This window comes from Pirellulimonas nuda (assembly GCF_007750855.1).
In the GTDB taxonomy this organism is placed as follows: domain Bacteria; phylum Planctomycetota; class Planctomycetia; order Pirellulales; family Lacipirellulaceae; genus Pirellulimonas; species Pirellulimonas nuda.
The window spans coordinates 2,793,813-2,811,887 of sequence record NZ_CP036291.1 but is presented as its reverse complement, the minus strand read 5'-3'; the positions used below and the strand labels follow the sequence as shown (position 1 = coordinate 2,811,887).

The following is an 18,075-nucleotide window of genomic DNA, read 5'->3' as shown; positions in this document are numbered from 1 at the left end:
CGAGATCTACTGGGAGGCATGGCGTCGCGGCGGACCGGCAAAGGGGCCGCGATCGGCCGGGCATGTGCGGCGGTTGCAATCCGCCTGCAGCAGGCCAAGCCGTAGTCGTCATTCTGCGTTTCGGCGTTCCGGAGAACCCGCCGTGACTTCGTACTGACGTCGAAGCCGCTGAAGCTGCGACTTCATTTCCGCCAAGACCGCTTCACTGCCCGGCTCGTCATGGAGCGATCGCAGCTCGTTGGGGTCGCTTTTCAAGTCGAACAAGTTGTACTCGCCCCGGTCGTAGAAGTAGATCAGCTTGTAGCGAGCGGTGCGTACGCCCTCGTGGCGAGGCACGTTGTGCTCTCCGCCCCCCTCGTAGTAGTGGTAGTAGACTGCATCACGCCAGCGGGGCGCCTCTTCCGTGAAGAGTCGTCGCATGCTCTCGCCCTGCATCGCTGGATCAGGCGGAAGCCCGGCGGCGTCCAAGAACGTGGGGCCGTAGTCGATGTTCTGCACCAGGGCGTCCTGCTCGGCGCCCTCGGGGATCACGCCAGGCCATCGCATCAAGAGCGGCATCTTGAGCGACTCTTCAAACATCCAGCGCTTGTCAAACCACCCATGCTCGCCCAAGTAGAAGCCTTGGTCGGAGCCGTAGACAACAATGGTGTTCTCGCTGAGCCCTTGTTCTTCGAGGTAGTCGAGCAGGCGGCCGACTCCGTCGTCGACCGCGTCAATGCACCGCAGGTAGTTCTTGATGTAGCGCTGGTACTTCCAGCGGACCAGCGCTCTGCCTTGCGGGGGCGAAGCAAGGAAGGCCTCGTTCCGCGGACCAAACGCGGCTTCCCAAGCGGCGCGCTGCTCGGGCGTCATCCGGGCGTATTCATTGTCGCGGAACCGCTGCTCATACGCGTTGGCGAACGGGACCGGCTCGCGGATCTTGAGGTCGTAGGGGTAGCTAAAGTCTTTGTCGATCGACATCTTGTTTTCGGCCAGCGAGCGGCTCCGCCCCTGATAGTCGTCAAACAGGGTCGCCGGTTCGGGGATGTCTTGTTCCTCGTAGCGATCTAGGTAGCGCAGCGGCGGCGCCCACGTGCGATGCGGCGCCTTGTGCTGGCACATCAGCAGGAAGGGACGGTCGGCGTCACGCTGATTGAGCCAGGCAACCGCCTTGTCTGTGATCAGGTCTGTGCAGTAGCCCATGGCCTGCGTCGAATCGCTCTCCCCCGCTTCCGCGCCCTCGGAGAGGAACACCGGGTTGTAGTAGTCTCCCTGCCCCTGCAGGATCTCCCAGTAGTCGAACCCTGTCGGTTGCGACTTTAAGTGCCACTTGCCCACCAAGGCGGTTTGGTACCCCGCCGCCCGGAGCAGCTTGGGGAAGGTGGTCTGCGACCCGTCGAACGGCCCGCTCGAGTTGCTAAGGAAGCCGTTCTTGTGGCTGTGCTTGCCAGTCAGAACGGTCGCGCGCGACGGCCCACAGATCGAGTTACCGCAGAAGCTTCGCGTGAAGACGCAGCCGCTCTCGGCGATTCGGTCAATGTTTGGCGTCGCATTGATCTTCGATCCGTAGGCGCCAATCGCCTGGACGGCGTGGTCGTCGGTGAAAATGAACAAGATGTTCGGCCGAGCGACTCTCGGCTTCGCCTCAGGGCGATCGCACCATAACTCACCTCCCGCACAGGACTTCCAGCCGATACTGGTCGCTCCATGCGGCCGCGAGGCGTTTGTTCTTGACGCCCAGCTTGCGTGAGGTGTTGTTCTTGAGCAGGCTCAGCGCTGTCCTGCGCAGCAGGCTGAAGTTGGCGTCGGCGTGGCCTTTGCGGATGCGGCATTGGTCTTCGCCGAAGGTGACGTCTAGTTGCCAGTGCAACGCGTTCTCGATCGCCCAGTGGCCACGGACCGCGTCGGCGAACTTTTGGCCGCTGAGGTAGCGGCTGGCGATGTAGTAGCGGGTGTCGTGCGTCTGCGTTCCGTCGGCGTGGGTCGTGATGCGGCACGCCAGGCCGATCGCCTTGAGCCCGCGCCACTTGCTCCCCTCGTCGAACCCGTCCGGAAGCTTCGCTAAGTAGTAGTAGCGATCGTCCTGCCGGCCGTGCCCCTTCTCGTGCGACTCGGAGCGGCGGCAATCGATGCCGCTGCAATCGTCTTCGAGGTGGGCGGCGAAGAAGCCCTTGATCGCTGTGTGCAGCTTGGGCTGGTTCCCCTTGACCGCCAGCACGTAGTCCCCCCCTCCCACGACGATCTGCTCGGCGATCTCCCGCTGGCAGCCCATCGCATCGATCGTCACCAAACACCCCTGGATTTCTAGGATATCCAGCAGCTTGGGAATGGCCGTGATCTCGTTGCTCTTCGCGTCGGTGACCACCTGCCCCAGCGCGATGTGATTGGCCGACGCCCACGCGCTGACCATGTGGATCGGCGCCTTGCTGCTCGCCGCGTCGAAGCTCCTCCGTAAGGTCTTGCCGTCGATCGCGATCACCTGCCCTTCGGTCACCTCGTGCAACGCCGTGATGAAGCTCAGCAGGCACTTCTCGAACTCCGCCGGCTTGATCGCCGCGAAGACCGCGTTGAAGCGGTCGTGCGAGGGGACCCCACTGCTCATGTCCAAGAATCTCGCCAGCCAATCCTTCTTCTCCCGCGACCAGTCGGCGATCGCCACGAAGTCGTCCGCCCCGCTCAGCACCGCGCACAACGCCATCGCCACGATGTTCACCAGCGGGTAGGTCACCTCACGCCGACGCGGGTCGGTGAGGCCCTCGAAATGCTCCGCAATCCGCACGCTCGCCTTGGCGCCCATGCCCATCCCTCCAGGTCCCGCCGGCCGCCAGGCAACACCTGCTGCCATTCCAAACGCCGGCTTGCCTAGAGGGTCGCATATTGCCTAGCTTGGCGCAATCGCCGTGGGCTTCGCCTTAATGTCCCCATCGGTCGCCTGGGCCCCACCGCTGGCGTGCAAAAGGGCCAGGGCGGCGATCAATCCATAGCGGCACGCACCCAGCCGGGACATCAGACAAAGTAGTGGCTTCATAGGGCGACTCGCTGTGGCGGCGGAAGGTTGCAGAGGGCAGGGCAGGGCGGGGTAGGGCAGGGCGGGGCCGCGGCCGCTTTCGAGTAACCAAACGGAAGACGCCGAGCCGTCAGGACTGCTTTGAAGACTCGGCGCGGGAGATAGTTCACTGGGTTCTCGTTCGGACGCGCTTCGTCGTTGCGCGATCGTTCCAGCACGCCGTGTTAACCTGCTACTCACGCCATTATAGTGCGAATAGCGCCGTCGAATCAAAGCCAGCGAGCGCCTCGGCCAAACGTGGTGCGGAAGGACGTACCCACCGAACCAAGTAGCCGAATGCCTTTTAGCGTCAGAAGCTTCCCTTGCCACATGCATCGGTAACCGAACCAGCAGGTCGTGATGGCTTCAATGGTGATGCATGAAACCCAACAAATCAGCCGCCGATCTGGGGCTAATCGACGGCATGCACGCGCTACGGAGCGAGCCATCTCCCCGGCGGATTCGGTTGCGGTGGAGCAACCGCATGGTCCCCTGAATCATACGGGCGGCGAACCCATACTCCGGCGATTCGCCACTCAGTTCGGAGCGGCTTAGCAGTCAGACTTGCATCTTGCAAAGTCGGTCAGCCGCCTTGCATGCGAGCGCCTGAGAACGCAGCTCCGGGATCGAGGGGGATCATGGAACGCGGCTTCCTATCGAACGTTTGCGGACGAATCATACTGAGAAAGGCTGCATCAACGCACTAAACAATCGGCGGATTTGCGCAATAAGTATTTGAGGAAGGTCTAGCCGCCCGCCACGTCGGCTGAGCAGCCCCTCCCCGCCTGATCAATCTTCTAGCCGCCGCCGCTCCAACGGACTCGCGGGCCCCCGTCGCACGGCATGAGGCCCGCATTGCGGCCGGCTAACCGTCTCTTTGCTCTCTGCACGACGCGAGAGCGGTTGTGTTTCCCCTACACGACCGCTCTCGGTCTGCGGGGGCGGTCCTTTCCCCGAGGACGCCCCGAAGATGAGCGTGTTTGTAGATCCCTGCGCACCGGCATGGCATGCAGGCTTTGTAGCACTGATGCCCCAAATCGAACGTCAGGTCCGCAAACTGCTGCGTGGCTTGAAAGGCGAAGCCTTGGACGACGCCCGCAGCGAGGCGGTCGCCCAGGCAGCCATTAACTACCACCGTCTGGCCGTGCAGGGTCGCGAGTCAGACGCGTACGCAACACCGCTGGCAATCTACGCTGTCCGACTGGGCCGCGCAGGTAGGCGGCTAGGGTCGAGGCTCGCGAACCAGGATGCGCTCGGGCCGGAGCGCCGCGAAGATGAATCCGCCGGCTGGACCGAGCTGGTCGCAGACCGCCACGCCACCCCGGCCGAGATCGCCGCGGTCCGGATCGACTTCCGGGCGTGGCTGGAACTTCTTCCTGAGCCTAAGCGGCGGATCGCCCAGACGCTGGCCGAGGGAGAGACGACCCGCGGCGCCGCGGAGCTATTCGGCGTCTCGGCCGGGCGGATAAGCCAGCTGCGGCGGGAGCTGGCCGATAACTGGCGGGCGTTCTCGGCGACGCCGGTGTCGGCGTGATCGCGTTGCGAGCAGGCTTCTTGTTCCAGTCCTCCAACCGAGAACGCCCCTTTAGTCGGGTAGCGAAGACCGGGGGGTCCTCCGCCCGAGTTCCGGTCGCATCCGCCTCCGTGGGCCGTCGTATCCTGGGCATGCGTTGTTCTAGTCGTGCTGCTCTCCACCGCCTTCTGGCCAACCGTCAGTGTGCTCTTCGTAGGCGGCGCCTACACATTCCGTGGGCCGGCCCGGCGGTAGAAGGCGGTACCTGATTCGGCGCCTAGGAGACAGGTCCAGCGGCGGCGGCAGAGATCTGGCCGGTGCTCCACTCCCGGCGGGCCGCTTTGGACTCGTGGCGTCCGGGCGGCCGGCGGGGGAATGTGGGGCCAGACGGGTGGGCTTTCTTTTATCCCTCAGGGGGCGGAATCTGTTGTCACCTGGAGAGGCATAAAACAGCGTGCGGAGCAAGCAGAAGGTCGGAGCCATGTTTCGTTCCACGCGTAGGCAACAAGAGTCACGGGAGATCGATCCGGCCCAGCGGAAGTTTCCGCAGAGCAGGGCCTGCTCGAACGCCTGGTCAGCCAACGCGACTTCGACTGGTCCCACTGGCCACCCATCGCCCGCAGGCAGTTCTCCGCTCGTCGGTCGGCGCCCAGGTTGTCCCATACCACGTGCGTCTTGCCGCTCAGCTCAAGTCGCAGGACGATGAGGAACCAGACGGAGCCATCCGCCTTCGCGTTGAGATCCATGCGCGGGACGAACATCTGCACACGCCGACGCTTTGGCGAGAGAACCCCAGGGCGTGCAGTATCCGGCCGACGTACGTCGAGTGGCGTCAGACTCCGAACCCCTGCCAATCAACTCCGCGACCCGCAGAAGCGTCCATAGATTGGTGTCGAAGCCGGCCTAGCGGAGACCGGCCCTCAACAGACGACGCAGCCGGGAACGCTGCTGCTTCGACAGCCGGCGCGCGGGGCGCGTTGCGGATTGGCCCCCCCGCTACGTCGTCTACTCTCCAGCCCTCGCAAAGCAGCTTCACCGCACGCAGCTGACGGGCTTCCAGATCGACGACCAATCCCTTGGGGCTCATGCATCGCCGCTGACGCCATCACGGCATGCTGGCTCAGTTGTCGGTGCATGACGCAACGGTATTGGACGGATAATCTCCGCCTTGTGAGCGCCTGCTGTGTGAACGCCAAGTTGACCATACTCAAGGCTAATGAGTCGGAAACGGCCCTGCTGTGCGGCGATTGCGCGCCGGTGCTGGTGCGGGCGGCGGCGCGTGACTCCGCGCGGCCGGAACTCGTCATCAGCAAGCAGGACAACGGGGAAGGCACGAGTTGAGCGCAGCGCCTGACTTATTTCTAGCGGACTTGCGGCGGCCGCTTTGTTTCGGGTCTATTTCACTGCCCCGTTCGATCGCACCAACCTCCAGCGAACCCCGCGATGCAGCTAGCCCTGGTTGACGGCCTGATTGTCGCCGCGGTGCTCGTGGTGACGGCCGGGGTGGGCGTGTGATCGAGCCGGCGGGCGGGGCGGGACCCCGAGCAATTTTTCTTGTCCGGGAGGCGGATGTCCGGTTGGCTGCTTGGCCTCTCGATGGTCGCCACCACCTTCGCCGCCGATACGCCCGGGCTCGTCACGGAACTGGTGCGGACTAAGGGGGTCTCCGGCAACTGGGCTTGGTGGGCGTTCCTGCTCACCGGGATGTTGACGGTTTTCCTCTATGCGAGGCTGTGGAGGCGTTCTGGGGTGCGGACCGATCTCGAGTTCTACGAGCTGCGCTACAGTGGACGACCCGCCGTGGTGCTCCGCGTGTTTCGCGCGCTCTACCTAGGAGTGGTCTTCAACGTCATCGTGATGGCGGTGGTGTCGGTCGCCGCGATCAAGCTTGGGCAGGTGCTGCTGGGCGCCTCCCCGGCAACCGTGCTTATCTGCGGCGGCGTGACAACGCTCGTCCTGAGCGCCTTCGGCGGGTTCCGCGCCGTGGTGCTGACCGACTGCCTGTTGTTCGGGGTCGCGATGACCGGCGCCATCGCCGCCGCGTACTTCGCCCTCCAGCACCCCAGCGTTGGCGGACTCTCGGGGCTTTTCTCGCACGATTCGGTCGCCGCCAAGCAGGCGTTGACGCCCGCCTGGGATTGGAGCAGCACCGAGAGCCGCGACCTGCTTGCGACCACGCTCCTGGTGCCCCTCACCGTGCAGTGGTGGAGCGTGTGGTACCCGGGCGCGGAGCCGGGCGGAGGCGGCTATCTGGCGCAGCGGATGCTCGCCGCGAAGAACGAAGACCACGCGTTCGGCGCCGTGATGCTGTTCAACGTCGCCCACTACGCCCTGCGGCCGTGGCCCTGGATCCTCGTCGCGCTTGCCTCGATCGTCGTCTACCCGGAGCTCGCCGACCTGCGGGCCGCTTTCCCCGCGGTTGATGAGTCGAAGCTCGGCCACGACTTGGCTTATCCGGCGATGTTGACGATGGCGCCCATCGGATGGCGTGGTTTGATCATCGCGTCGCTGCTGTCGGCGTACGTCTCGACCATCTCGACGCACCTCAACTGGGGGGCGTCGTACGTCACCGGCGACTTTTACCAACGCGTGGTCGATCCCGCCGCTTCTCCGCAGCGTCTGGTGATGGTCGGCCGCATCTCCACCGTGGTGATGATGCTGCTGGCAAGCCTGCTCGCCCTCTGGCTGCAGACCGCCAAGCAGGGCTTCGATCTGTTGCTCAGCGTCGGCGCCGGAACCGACCTGATCTACATCCTGCGTTGGTACTGGTGGCGGGTAAACGCTTTCGCCGAGATCGTGGCGATGGCGGCGTCCGTGGTGGTGGCCGCCTACCTCCAGTTCGGCCCCGACCACGGCCTAGCGGGCTGGCAGGCGCTCTGTCTGGGCGTCGCCGTCACGACCGCCATTTGGTTCTCAGCGATCTGGCTCTCGCCGCCCGAACGGCCCGCGACGCTCGAGGCTTTCTGCCGACAGGTCCGGCCCAGCGGCCCCGGTTGGCGTCGGGTGTACCGGGAAGCTGCGCGGCGAGGCGACATGCTCGATGGGCCGAAAGACGGGGAATCGATCCGCATCGGCCTGCTGCGGATGGCGTTGGGCTGCGTCGCGATCTATTCCCTCCTCTTCGCCGTTGGGAAGTTCTTGTACGGCGAGCCCCTCCAGTGCGGACTGCTTGCACTGACGAGCGTCGTATCGACCGCAGCCTTGGCCGCCACCTACTGGCGAGCGCCCCCCACCCCCCGCGCAGCGTGACCATGCAACCGCTCCAGCAACCCGAGCCCGCTCGCCCAGTCCCTCTCCTGGAGGTGTGCGTCGGGTCGCTCGACGACGCCCTGGCGGCAGAAGCGGCCGGCGCCGGTCGTCTGGAGCTCTGCGGCGGCCTGGAACTGGGCGGGCTGACTCCCTCGCTTGGGCTTGTCGAGCAGGTCGTCCGCGGGGTCGGCCTGCCGGTCGTCTCGATGATCCGTCCCCGGGCCGCCGGGTTCGCTTATTCGGAAGCAGAGTTTCGGTGCATGGAGGCCGATGCTTCGAAGTCGCTCGAAGCGGGCGCCGCCGGCGTCGTCTTCGGCATGCTCACCGTTAACTCAGCGGTAGACGAGGCCCGGGTTGCGCAGATGGTCTCGATCGCAGCGGGCGCCGAAACCGTTTTCCACCGCGCCTTCGACGCCGCCCGATCGCTCGACGCGGCGCTGCAATCGCTGATCAACCTTGGCGTGACCCGGGTGCTGACCAGCGGCGGTGCGGCTACTGCCCGAGAAGGGAGCGCGGCCTTGCGGCGGCTGGTCGGGATGGCGGCGGGGCGGATCGAGGTGCTCGCAGGGGGCGGGATCGATGCGGCCGGCGCCGCCGAGCTGCTCGCCACCACGGGCTGTACCTCGCTGCACGTGGGGGCGTCGACCGGTCGCTACGACCCCTCGACGACGCCGGCCATGTCCGCAGCCCTGTGCGACCTCCGCCGGCTCGGTAGCGGCGCGTGGCGGTCGGTCGACCCGGCAGCCGTTGCTGCATTACGACGGGCGATATCCGGCGGCTAACCGGCGGCGACGCGGCTACTCGCCCGCGGCGTCGCCCCCTGGGCGCACGGTCACCGCCGCGGAGAAGACTCCGCGTGGGTCTCCCCGCTCGTCGAGCGTCTTGCTCAACATGGCGATCGTGCGCTCCGGGGTCCCCTCGAACAGCACCCGCTCGCCGGACGTAATCCGCAGGGGCTTGTCGAGGTCGAGCATCTCGTCGTTGAGCAGCACTGTGACCTCGTCAATGCCGTCGGCTTCGATCGAGACCTGCTGGGCGTCGCGCGTCGCCACGATAGTTGCCCCCTTCTTGACCGGCTGATCGCCGATCGACAGCCAGTAGAACCGGTCGTGGGTGATGTTGTCTTGCTGCCAAACGACCTTCTCGGGGAGTGGGTTTCGGGTTTGCGCCGCCAGCCAAGGCAGCGCCGAGGCGTCCTCGCCGTCCATCCAGTGCCCCTTTTCGGGGTAGATGGTTACTTTGTGGAAGTAGCCCTCTGGGTCGGCGGACCTCAGTTCGGCGAGCTTCTCCTTCCAGCGGGCCGCGTGCTCGTTCCGCTTGTAGGCCCCATCCCTGCCCCCCATGTAGACCGCGAAACCGATATTCCGCAAGCCCAGCGGCGAGGCGTCGCCCGGGTGGCCCGCCATCATCGCCGCAGCAGCCCAGCGGTCCGCCATGCGTGGGGCGAGCTGGAAGGCGCCGTCGCCGCCGGCGGAGTAGCCCATCACGTAGACACGGTCGGGGTCTACGTCTTCCAAGACGATCAGGTCCTCGATCAGCCGGGTGAACAACCGATCGATATGCGGCATCTGCCACAGGTTCCAGGTGTCCGTCGGCGCCCGCGGCGCCAGGTACACCCCCTCTGCGGGCCGGTAGAGCCGCTGCTGATTCTTCCACTGCTGGGTGTTGACACGCTCGGCCGTCCCGCCCCCCCCGTGCATCGAGATGTACAGGCTCCGCCCGCCGGGGGGCTTCTCGCCGAACACCGTGTAGGCAAACGGCATCGTGAAGTCTCCGTCGACGAGCGTCTTGGCCTCCATTTCCTGGGCGCGCGTTTCGCGGATCATCTTCTCGTGGTCCTCCCAGAGCATCTGCTGCCCACGTTCGGCCTGCTCCCGCGTCAGCCCGGTCTTCGCGAAAGGCTGGTCGGCAAGCGGCGGGCGCGTGTCGCGCGGCTCGGCCAGATAGCCCACGAGCTGCTGCACGGGATCGTCGGCGCCGGGCAAACGAAGGGTCACAAGCTGCTCGTCGCCGTGGGCTTCGATCTCCTGCTCGACGACGACGCCCTCCCGCCGGGCCACCACCCGGTACCGCTCGCCCCCCGGGAGCGTCGCGGACAAGTGGTCGTTTCCGTCGAAGCGTTCGTCCTTCGTTTCGCCGCTGAACCGGGTTTGTCCAGACGAGTCTTCGACCGAGAGAGTGCACTGGACGCGCTGCCGTGTCGCGGGGTCCACGACACAGAACCGCACCGAGGTGGACCCTTCCGGGACCGCTTCGTCTTTCGAGGTATAGCGGTCGGAGACATTCACGGCCGACACCGACTGATTGCGGCGGTCCCACACCATCGGGAAGCTGAGCGGCGTGTGGCGGAAGCTGGTGGCGTAGATGGCGTAGCGGGGGTTGTCGCGTTGCGCCCGCGATGCGCGTCCGCCAAACCAGCCCCGGTCGAGTTCCATGCCGGCGGGCTCGGCCGCGCCCGTGAAATGCCAGCCCCCGTCCCACACCTCAACCCAGGAGTGGTTGCCGCTGTTGTCCGACCAGAGCGGCGTGCCGACAAACCGGGCCGGAACGCCGACCGAGCGGCACGCGTCGATCAATAGGACCGACAGCCCCGTGCAGGACGCCAACCCGCTCTGGATCGTCTCGTACGGGCTCTGGTCGGCCTTTCGCCGTCGCTTGCTGTACTTGACCTTCAGCAGCGGGAAGATCTCGTTGTTGAGCTTCGCCGCGGCCTCGCCGGGGGTGTTGACGCCCTTAACCATCGGCGTGAATCGTTCGTAGAAGTCCTTGCGCCACTGGTCCCGGCGCTCGTTGACGCTGGCGTAGGGGAGCACGTCGTTGAAGAACAACGCCTCATCGACCTGCTCGCGCCAGGGCGATTCTTCCCACGCACGGTAGGCGTAAACGACGTGCTCGACCAAGAATTCGGCCGACAACTCCTGGAGGTCGTCGGCCGGCATATGCGCGATCAAGAACCGCATGCCAGGCCGCTGCGGCTCCGGGACCGTCGCAAGGGCCTCGCGCAGCTCGGCGGCGTTGTCCCCGGCCTGAGCGAGGGCGGACTCGATCGCCGCTGACTCAGCACCATTGCTCTGTTGTAACCCGGTAATGCTGGCAACGGCGACCAGCAACGCGGCGCACACGCGTCGCATTGACAGCGCGCCGACCGCGTACCGCGCATGGGTAGGCATGGCCATGGCGTCCGACCGGTTCAATCGATGTCCCGGAGGGCCAGGGGAAAGGAGAGGGCGCCGCCAGCAGTTGAATCTCTTTCGCATCACGTCGCCTCGCCAATGGTAGTTCCGGAGGATGACGCCGAGCAGGGGACGACGTCAGTAGCTGTAGTCGGCGCCGTCGCGGCTTAGCAGGCAGCTTGCCTCAAGGGCCTCGAGCTTCTCCGACATCTCTCGGAACTTGTCGGGCATCGACTGCGCAAGGTCCTGCTCTTCCCCCGGGTCGCTCCGCAGGTCGTACATGCGCACCGCGCCGTCTTTGTTGGCCTCCTTCAGCAGCTTGAAATCCCCGCTGATAATCGCCTTTCCGTCTGTCCCCTGATGCAGACGGCGGAAACCAAAGAAGAGGTCCCTATCGCGCGACGCGATGCCCCCCTCGATCACCGGCATCAAATCGATCCCGTCGATCGGTCTAGAGCGCGACTTGGAAAACGAGTAGCCCACGATGTTGGCGATGGTGGGGAAGTAGTCGACGGTCGAGCAACGTACGTCCGTGCTGCTCCCCGCCTTGATGACCCCCGGCCATTCGGCGCACGCCGGGACCAGCAAGCCCCCCTCGTACATGGTGTGTTTGTGGCCCCTGAATGGGCCGGCCGACGCGACCCCCTTCTTCGCCAGCTTGTCGGCCGGGCCGTTGTCGCTGCAGAAGAACAGCACCGTGTCTTTCTCGATCCCGAGCTCCCGCAGCTTGCTGCGCAGCCGGCCCACCTGCTCGTCCATCGCGGTGATGCAGCCGTAGTAGTTCTGCCGAGCGGCGCCAGATTTTGCGTACAACTTCTTGTACTCCTCGCCCGCGACCACCGGCTCGTGGGGTGCGTGGAACCAGACCGTCGCGAAGAATGGCCCTTCTTTGTGCTGCTCGATGAAGGGGATCACGCGGTCCATAATGACGCGGCTGTCGTCCCCTGAGAGGTGTTCGGTCGCCTTCTGGCCGTTGTGCAGGTACGGGAACCCGCCCTTCCAGGGCTTCCCCGCCTCGCCCCCCCAACTGTCCCACCCCTCGGGGGTCACACACGGGTCCCAGGTGGGCACGGCGCTGGTGGTGGCGAAGACCTCGCCGAACCCGTGGTGCGACGGGGGCGAATAGTGTCCGCGCGGCGCCACCTCCGCGGGGTCGACCCAGCCGATGTGCCACTTCCCAAAGAAGCCTGTCGCGTAGCCGCGGCCCTTGAGCATCTCTGCGATCGTGAACTCGCCGACACGCATGCCAGACGTGTGGGCGGCGAGTATGCCGAATCGGAACGGGTAGCGCCCAGTGAGGCAGCTCCCCCGCGTCGGCGAGCAGAGGGGCGCCGCGGCGTAGAAGCGATCGAACCGCACGCCACTGCTGGCCATACTGTCGAGGTTGGGGGTCTGGATTCTCTGGTTGCCGTTGAACCCTACGTCTCCCCAACCTTGATCATCGCTCATGATCAGGATGACATTGGGAGGTTCGGACCGCGCAGTGTCCGCGGCACTGGCGGAAGCAGTGCATAGCAGGCTAGTGACGCAGGCGGCCAACAGGCCCTTGAGTGCGGTCATCGTTTCGAGTTCTCGCTGATTGGGTTATGAGTGACTGCGGACGCACGTCTGAGCGAGTCCGACCGGTCGGCGAAGCAGGAAGAATGGGGGGGCGCCGTATTCGGCCCAATGGGCGCCATTCCTGAGTCGCCTATGGCGTGTGGCCGGGTGATCGTAGCAGGCGTCCCCGACCAATACGGGTCGAGCTTGAATCGGGCTAATCTCGGGCCTCGACGGCAAGCTCTTGGAAACTTGTGTTCTCACCAGAGGGCGTTACGGGAGAGACGCTCCAGAGGATCCAGCGAAACTCTCCAAGGGACCGCCCCTTTGGCGCGTGCAGGCCGGCTGCGTTGAACGCCCCGCTGGAGAGCCCGGTGGTGTCGATCGTCCCGAGCGGGGTGAATCGCTCGCGGTCCGACAGGTCCCATCCGGGGTCCATTGCGGAGCGGCTGCCGTACAGGGCGACCCGCTGGGCCCCGCGATTGCCGTTGGTGTTGGACGACCAACTACGGATCGCGGTGACGGGCTTCGTCGCCCCCAGGTCTGCCTTGTAGGCGCCGCTGAAGGTTCCGTTTGCGAACACCGGTCCGTAGCCGCCGGTCAGCCGGCCATCGACAAGCGACTCCAAGGGTTCGTTTAACGTGCGCTGGTTGGCGGTCACGCTCTTGATACGCAACGCCTGCCCCGGCAGGTGCGTCAGCGCTTCGGCGCTGCCCGCCGACTCGAGGGCAATATAGTGGCTCGCCGGCAGGGTCAGCTTGATCGTTTGCTGATCGCGGACCACCGAGATCACCAGCGGTTCGTCGCCGATTTCGGCGAGCGTCGTAAGAAGGCCAGCGGTGTTGGCAACTTTTACGCCGTTGAGCGCCTGCACGAGGTCGTTCTGCCGTAACCCGCAGCGGACCGCCTCGCAGTCGCTGGGCGCCTCAGCGAGGGCGACGCCGCCGTCCTCTTTGCGGACGCCGTAGGCGGAGTACTCTTCTCCGAACAAGTCGTGCAAGGTCGCGCCGAGCCAGTACGACGCCGCCGCAGCGCGTCGCGCGGGGCCCCTCGATCGGTCGCCACGTCGTTCTTCTATCCTCACAGCGGGGATCACCGGTGTCCGGGCGATAGCTTTGAGCGACGGCTTCTTTACGCCGAACCGGTCCATGGGGAAGTTCTTGAACCCGACGTCCAACGCCGGCGACCCCGGCTCTACCCTAAAATCGCCGCCGGCCGGGTCAACGAACATGGGGTCGCCGACGACCGAGTGAACGTCCCACCCGAACTGGGTAAAACGGTTCTTGACCGCTGGGTCGGCGGAGTAGAACAGGTTGCCGTCCACCCGCTTCCCCTTGGCCGTCTCGCTGGGCATCCTGGCGCCGCGGTGCGCGGCCATGAAGATGTTGGCGAACACCTCGTCTTCACTGTGGTTGTACCAAACGTGGGGATGGAAGCCGTTGTTTACGGCGACGTTGTTCCAGGCGCGGCGCCGGAACCCTTCGCGCAGCTTCAGGCCCCCCTGCAACAACAGGTTGTTGTAGATGTCGTAGTTGCTCGACCCATCGTCCAGGTCGATGTCCCAGCCATGGTCGCAGCGCCAGCGGCTGTCGCGTATCACCGTGGTCTTAACAGCGTCGAGGAACGGAAGGCTCGGCTCGGCGTCGATCGCCTTCTGCGACACGTCTCGGTCGCTCCGCCAGAAGCGATCGCGTCCCCATGAGTTGAACGATCCGTGGTCGTGAGTTTCGAGCACGGTGTCGAAGACGTCGCAGCGCTCGATCAAGTGGCCGCCCCAGCACCCATCCCCGATGTTGATGCCTGCGCGATCGCAGTCGTAGATCGACGTATCGCGGATCGTGATCTCAGAGGCCATAGCGACCTGCACGCCGGCGGGCTGACGCTCGACCCGCCCGACGCCGTGGATCAAGCAGTCTGCTACTTCGCACTCGGCCGGGTAGTTGTTCGTCTTGGGGCCGGGGGTCCGGTCGATTGTCGCAAGGTCATTCTTCTCCCGGTACTCGAACAGCGGATCGCGCACCGCGTCGGGATCGCCCACGAAGCAGACCCCGCTGGCGCCAACGTCGTGGAGGTGGCAGCCCAAAACGCGCGTGCGACGATTGTAGTTGTTGACGAAGATCGCGTTCCCGCCGACTTGGTCGAACTCAGAGTCGACGATGCTCACGTCCTCGGTCCCCGTGAGCAGGAAGGCGCCATCGCGGTGGATAGCCCAGTCGGAACGCAGCAGCGGCTCGTTGGTTTGCATGAAGGTGCGCGCCGCGTGTCGGACAACGAACCCCTGCAGGGTGATAAAGCGGACCGGCGCGGCCTCAGACCCCTGAAAGTCGACTAGGCGGCTGAGCCGCACCACCTCGATGTTGGCCTCCGAAAGGTCGACACCCGGTTCGGGCCAGTAGTACAGCGTGTGGGACGCGGCGTTGTGGAACCACTCGCCGGGGGCGTCTAGCTCCTCGAAGATGTTCTCGACCATGCGGAAGTCTTCGTGCATCCCCATCTGCCGATTGTTCTGCCAGCCCCCTTCGTACTGGACCTCGCCGCTGGGCTTCTTGCCGGTGATGCGGTAGTGGTACCCGCCCCAACGGCTGCGGTGCATGGCGTGGATGTAGCCGCCGGCCGGGTCGGCCCAGCGGGCGGCGCGCTGCTTCGAGAACGCGTCTGCGGCGAACCCCTGATAGGCGTCGGTCTTCTTGTGCGCGTCGTAGTTGGGGTAGCGGGCCATCCGTTGGCGGACGCCCCCCACGAAGAGCTGATCGACCTTGTCCGCCTCGGGCGCCGTGGCCTGCATGATCCCGTCGCGGTAGGGCCGCCACTTCAGTCGCAAGCGCGTCCCGCCGCTGAGCGCCGCTCCGCCTTCGTTCTCCGAGCGATAGATAACGGGAAACTGCTCGCTCCCCGAGTCGTCGGGGGTGAACACGAGCGGCTCAGGCAGGTAGTACACCCCGTCTGCGACGAGCACGGTGACCCGCTCGCGGCCGACAAACTCCCGTGCCGCGTCGCGGGCCGCGGCCAGTGTTCGCAGTGGGGCCGATCGCGTGCCGGGGCCCGCATCGTCGCCCGTTGTCGCAACAAAAATCTCCGCCGCCGGCAGCCACAAGGGAACAAGTAGGACCACGGCGGTGCCGCAGCACCGTGCCAGAAATCGGTTGCACATAGCGTCTAGAGGGTTCAGGTAGTGGCGTCGGAACATGCGACAACCGGGGCAGGGCGGGCGAGGCAAGACGGGTCTAAGCCCGTCGGCCTCAATTCCCTACCCGCACCAGCTCGACCTTGCGGAGGTTGATCGGCTGCCAACTGCCGCTCTCGGGTTTGATCGACAGGCTTTGCTTGCCGGCCAAGTCGAAGCGTAGGTTCCCCAGCGACTTCCGGGCGTACTTGTCGTACCCGCCGGTCGACAACACTTCTACGGACTTCGGGCGACTTGGCGGTCCCATATTGAAGCGGCTCTTTTCCTCTTCCACGGCGACCTCGGCCCAGACCTCGTAGCGTCCCGGACGATCGACTTCGAAAGACCATTCGAGCCAAGCCTCTGGATCGGTCCAGTACCCCACGTTCGCGACGCCATCATGCGTTTGCAGACGCGCCGCCTGGCCCGCTTCATTGTTGTGGATGTAGGCCGATTCGGCGGTCAGCACCAGCGCCCCGTTCTTGTTGAGCGTCGCTGGGCCCGACTGGATGTCGAGCTCGCCGGCGACCTTCAGGACGACCACGCTGTCGATCGCGTCGGGCGCCTCGCTGGGGAGCGTCACGACAACGTCCGAGCCCTGCCGGCTGGATTCCACGAGGGTTCCGTCGGCCAGCAGGTGGGCCGACTGCACATTGTTCTTTAAGCCGGGGACGACTAGCCGCCCGTCCTCAGGCCAGTCGAACACGTGCAGGTAGAGCGTGGCCCCGTCTGTGGCGATCCTCTTGGTGCAGCGTCCCCACTTCAGTCGATTGAAAGGGCTAGCGGTCGTGTCGTAGATCGACTCGCCGTTGGTCTGCATCCACTGTCCAACCGCCTTGAGGCGCTCCGTCGCTTGAGGAAGCAGGGTCCCGTCTCCGGTCGGGCTGACATTGAGCAGGTAGTTGCCCCCCTTGCTAGCGATATCCGCCAAGTTGCGCACGAGCGTGGTCGTCGACTTGAAGTCGTTGTCCCCCTTCTTGTAGCCCCAGCTTCCGCTGATGGGCATGCAGACCTCCCAGTCGGGCGTCGAAGGGGCCTGATCGGGGATGTTGCGCTCAAAGGTCTTGTAATCCCCTGGGTAGTCGTCGCCCAGGCGGTCGTTGGTGATGATGTCCTCTTGCAGAGACGTGAGCGAGTGGAGGCGGTCGAACGACTCTTGGCTCATCTTCCGGGGCGTGTCCCACCAGAAGATCCCGATCGGCCCGTATTCGGTGAGCAGCTGCTCTACTTCGGGGGCCGCTTTCTCGCGGACGTACTCGTCGTTGCTGACGCGCCGGATGCTCTTGTCCCAGCCGTTCCCGATCCCCCCCGGGTGGTGCCAGTCCTGGGCCTGCGAGTAGTAAAATCCAAAGCGGAGCCCTTGCCGCTGGCACTCGTCGGCCAGTTCTTTCATGATGTCGCGTTTGAACGGCGTAGCTTCCACGACGTTGAACGGGTTGCTCTTCGACCCGAACATCGAGAACCCGTCGTGGTGCTTCGCTGTGATGACGATGTACTTCATGCCCGCCTCTTTGGCCAAGGCAACAAACGCCTTGGCGTCGAACCCCGTCGGGTTGAAGCGGGCAGCGTATTGCTCGTACTCCGCGATCGGGATGCCACCACGGTTCATCATCCACTCGGCGCTGTTGGGCAGCTTCTGGCCCTTGTACTCGCCGCCGGTCACGGAATAGACACCCCAGTGGACAAACATCCCAAACCGCGCGCTCTTCCACCACTGCAGGCGGTCTGCACGCTGCTCCGGCGTTTCCTTCGCCCCTGCCGGGGCCGCGGCCGCGTGGCCGGCCAGCGCCAGGGCGCAGAACGTCGTTATGAGGAGTCCGCAGATCGTCCGTCCGGTGCGGGTTCTTGCTGCCATCTTTGTTTCCGCCATTTCTTTGAAGGTAGAGTTCGCCACGCGCGGCGTGTCCGCGACGCCAAGGCCCTGGGCCGACCGCTCGATTCTAAGCACCGGACGCTCTGCCGTGTCCGGTTTGCTTCAGCTGAGAAGCGGGGCCGACACAAGCCGACTTGCGTTGGAGGCCTCGCGGCCCTCAGCAAGACCGGCGGCGCATCAGGTGCCGGTCGGCGCGCAGTCAATTAGCCAAGACGAGGATCGGGGTCGCAAGGAGCACGAGCGGCCTAGGGTATCCACCGTCGTACGCCAAAGCTACGAAAAAAATCGGCCTCCTCCCCCCGCCTCAAGCCGCCGGGGCGCCGAATCAATGGCTCTCGTGGCTGCCAGCCTTCGGCCTGGCGCACATAACCCCTTGTCAGGGTACCCCTTACGACGCCCCGCAGGAGTAGACGAGCCTCAGATGCTCGCGATTTTTCATCGTACCCTCGCCCGTTTTCCGCGGATACCATGAAGGGACGCTAGACCGGCTGCAATCGGCCCCGTTTATCACCCTCGTTTCTGTCCTCGCTCGAGGGGCGG

Annotated in this window: 10 protein-coding genes; 4 read left to right on the top strand and 6 right to left on the bottom strand. The window is 65.2% G+C overall.

Going from position 1 to position 18,075, the window contains the following annotated elements:
• Window positions 1-108 precede the first annotated feature (108 nt).
• Together Pla175_RS11255 and Pla175_RS11250 are read right to left on the bottom strand one after the other, a co-directional pair.
• Window positions 109-1,593 (bottom strand): sulfatase family protein, encoded by a 1,485-nt coding sequence (locus Pla175_RS11255; protein WP_231954346.1) that lies wholly within the window; start codon window positions 1,591-1,593, stop codon window positions 109-111.
• A gap of 52 nt (window positions 1,594-1,645) precedes the next feature.
• Window positions 1,646-2,776, bottom strand: coding sequence for an ISAs1 family transposase (locus Pla175_RS11250; RefSeq protein WP_145284379.1), 1,131 nt, complete (start codon window positions 2,774-2,776; stop codon window positions 1,646-1,648).
• Window positions 2,777-4,052: 1,276 nt separating this feature from the next.
• Between Pla175_RS11250 and Pla175_RS11245 the strand changes: the two genes are divergently transcribed.
• From Pla175_RS11245 to Pla175_RS11235, 4 genes are all read left to right on the top strand, one after another.
• Window positions 4,053-4,559 carry a hypothetical protein gene (locus tag Pla175_RS11245; protein ID WP_145284374.1) on the top strand — a complete coding sequence of 169 codons (507 nt, stop codon included), beginning with the start codon at window positions 4,053-4,055 and terminating at the stop codon, window positions 4,557-4,559.
• Between the two features lie 1,164 nt (window positions 4,560-5,723).
• Window positions 5,724-5,879: a hypothetical protein gene (locus tag Pla175_RS25950; protein ID WP_197527430.1), complete on the top strand. Its 156-nt coding sequence runs from the start codon at window positions 5,724-5,726 to the stop codon at window positions 5,877-5,879.
• Between the two features lie 213 nt (window positions 5,880-6,092).
• Window positions 6,093-7,787 carry a sodium:solute symporter family protein gene (locus Pla175_RS11240; RefSeq protein WP_261342815.1) on the top strand — a complete coding sequence of 565 codons (1,695 nt, stop codon included), beginning with the start codon at window positions 6,093-6,095 and terminating at the stop codon, window positions 7,785-7,787.
• A gap of 2 nt (window positions 7,788-7,789) precedes the next feature.
• Window positions 7,790-8,569 (top strand): copper homeostasis protein CutC, encoded by a 780-nt coding sequence (locus Pla175_RS11235; protein WP_231954457.1) that lies wholly within the window; start codon window positions 7,790-7,792, stop codon window positions 8,567-8,569.
• Between the two features lie 15 nt (window positions 8,570-8,584).
• Here Pla175_RS11235 and Pla175_RS11230 read toward each other — a convergent pair whose 3' ends face one another.
• From Pla175_RS11230 to Pla175_RS11215, 4 genes are all read right to left on the bottom strand, one after another.
• Window positions 8,585-10,963, bottom strand: coding sequence for a transglutaminase domain-containing protein (locus Pla175_RS11230; protein ID WP_231954345.1), 2,379 nt, complete (start codon window positions 10,961-10,963; stop codon window positions 8,585-8,587).
• A gap of 135 nt (window positions 10,964-11,098) precedes the next feature.
• Entirely contained in the window at window positions 11,099-12,520 is a 1,422-nt protein-coding gene (locus Pla175_RS11225; protein WP_145284368.1) for a sulfatase-like hydrolase/transferase, read from the bottom strand.
• A 196-nt stretch (window positions 12,521-12,716) separates the two neighbouring features.
• Window positions 12,717-15,650: a signaling protein gene (locus tag Pla175_RS11220; protein ID WP_231954344.1), complete on the bottom strand. Its 2,934-nt coding sequence runs from the start codon at window positions 15,648-15,650 to the stop codon at window positions 12,717-12,719.
• An 88-nt stretch (window positions 15,651-15,738) separates the two neighbouring features.
• Window positions 15,739-17,517, bottom strand: coding sequence for an alpha-L-fucosidase (locus Pla175_RS11215; protein WP_145284365.1), 1,779 nt, complete (start codon window positions 17,515-17,517; stop codon window positions 15,739-15,741).
• Window positions 17,518-18,075 lie beyond the last annotated feature (558 nt).